The organism is Campylobacter concisus (genome assembly GCF_002913745.1).
GTDB lineage: Bacteria > Campylobacterota > Campylobacteria > Campylobacterales > Campylobacteraceae > Campylobacter_A > Campylobacter_A concisus_R.
Genome location: NZ_PPCG01000063.1, coordinates 1 through 1,870, shown reverse-complemented (window position 1 = coordinate 1,870; position 1,870 = coordinate 1). Strand labels below are relative to the sequence as shown.

The window sequence follows — 1,870 nt, the reverse complement described above, 5'->3', positions numbered from 1 at the left end:
GAAGATAAAGCTTATTACAGCTTACGCAGAGGGTAAGCCAGTGGAAGCCTATGATACCATTTTTCGTCAATGGTTTGAAAAAGGCACTGATACTTGGGATTTTGATATAGAGGAATACAGGATAAAGTCTGATGAAACTACTAAGTTTAAAGCAGGGGATGTCGTTGTTTTTATAAGAGCAGCAGAAACCATAAACCCTATAAGATATGAGGTTATAGAAGTAACAAACAACTCTTATAAGTTTGATTGTATGTGCCCTTGTCTTATCGAGGAAGCAAATGAAAACTTTATTAATGAACGAGACGTCCTATGGTGCGTAGGAATTTACGACTATACTTCTAAGAAGTACTCTATACACCCTACTAGAATGACTATACCTGAAATGGATAAAGAATTTGTAGCTAATAACGAGACGCTTAGTTGGAAGCCTATATATCCTTTTGGTTTTAAGTTAAAGGATAACTAATGGAACTAACAATAGAGAACTATCTGAAGCACAATGAAAGGATAACGCCTATTCAATATGTAAAGGCAGGTCAAGTAATAAAGAGCCTTACTATATCTATTTCTTGCAAAGAGCATCTAAATAAGTTTGCTGATATAGTAGATTATTCAGTAGATAGATATTCTCCTGACGGATGTGCGAGCGTTATCGCTAAGTTTAAAAAAGATTGCCTCTTGGTATTTGAAGAGGGAATAAGGCAGCTAATGAGTAAGCCATACACTGCTAGTATAGAGTATATACTGTGTGAAGTTATTGAAGCATTTGAAGTTGAAAGGAGAACTAATGAAAGACATATATGAAAGCGTCTTAGTATGTATAGTGGTGGCTGCAACTTGTATAGGTGCAATGTTAATAGTAGCCTTTATTTTTTTAAGCAAGCTAGTTTATTACATAGGGCTTGGTATTTTCTTTTTGTATACATTTTTTGTAACTTTGCCTTTTCTTATATTGTATAGGTTTAAGGAGTTTAAAAAAGACCCTAAAGGCTTCATAAAGAAAAAAGTAATAGATGCAACTGCTCGTTTTGCAGAGGGAGGGATAATATGAGAGAGATTAAACTTAGGGCTTGGAGCAAGAGACGTAATAAGTGGGTCAGCCCTATGACTAGCTTTAGCTTTGTTACAGCCGATTTAACCACAGAATTTAAAGATACAGAGGAAATAGCTTATTCTCAATACACTGGCTTAAAAGACAAAAATGACAAAGAAATTTATGAGGGCGATATTCTTAGTTGGGGTAATAATGTAATTGCTAAAGTTTATTGGGCTGATAATTTAGCAATGTTTAGGTGTGTCATAGAAGGCACGGAAGAGTTTGACCTCTTTGCCTTTAATCAAGAAGCTTCTATTATTGGCAATATCCATGAGAGTAAGGAGTTATTAGATGAGTAGCCCTGAAAGAGATAAGCATTTAACCGCCCTTGCAAACCTAGAGGCATTTTGTGAGGCACACAATAAAAAAATAAAGCTAGTCGAGCAAATACAAGCTCTTTTATTTAAATGTGACGTCCGCTATTTACGGCACGCTCTGCGAGATTTGAAAGATTATATTAAGGATAAAAAATGAACCAAAGGCTGTTAAATCAAAAAGAGGCTACGGAGTTTTTGGGTTATTCTAAAAACAGCAATATTTTAGCCCTTATGCGTATGCCAAAAAACAAAAACAAGTATGAATTTGTCCCCAGATACATCGAGATGAACGGCGTTATCCGCTATCCACTTGATTGGTTAGAGGCTGATTTGGCAAAATTTAAAACCACAAAGCTCAAATAAAAAATTATCCCACCATTGTAAAACACGAAGTTGCTCACTCGTGTTAAAATCCCTAAAATAAGCCTTATCCACGTCACTGCCTACCGTGTGAAGC

Annotated in this window: 5 protein-coding genes; all 5 read left to right on the top strand. The window is 35.7% G+C overall.

Going from position 1 to position 1,870, the window contains the following annotated elements; all coding sequences use genetic code 11:
- The coding region (locus CYO90_RS10260) for a hypothetical protein (RefSeq protein ID WP_181000235.1) at positions 1–466 on the top strand (466 nt) is incomplete at its 5' end.
- Positions 466–804, top strand: a complete 339-nt coding sequence (locus CYO90_RS07710; protein WP_103579078.1) for a hypothetical protein — start codon at positions 466–468, stop codon at positions 802–804. The genes CYO90_RS10260 and CYO90_RS07710, both read left to right, overlap by 1 nt.
- Entirely contained in the window at positions 788–1,051 is a 264-nt protein-coding gene (locus tag CYO90_RS07705) for a hypothetical protein (RefSeq protein ID WP_087582258.1), read from the top strand. The genes CYO90_RS07710 and CYO90_RS07705 overlap by 17 nt, the downstream gene beginning before the upstream one ends.
- Entirely contained in the window at positions 1,048–1,395 is a 348-nt protein-coding gene (locus tag CYO90_RS07700) for a YopX family protein (protein ID WP_103579077.1), read from the top strand. The genes CYO90_RS07705 and CYO90_RS07700 overlap by 4 nt, the downstream gene beginning before the upstream one ends.
- Before the next feature lie 171 nt (positions 1,396–1,566).
- Positions 1,567–1,776: a hypothetical protein gene (locus tag CYO90_RS07690; protein ID WP_087582262.1), complete on the top strand. Its 210-nt coding sequence runs from the start codon at positions 1,567–1,569 to the stop codon at positions 1,774–1,776.
- Positions 1,777–1,870 lie beyond the last annotated feature (94 nt).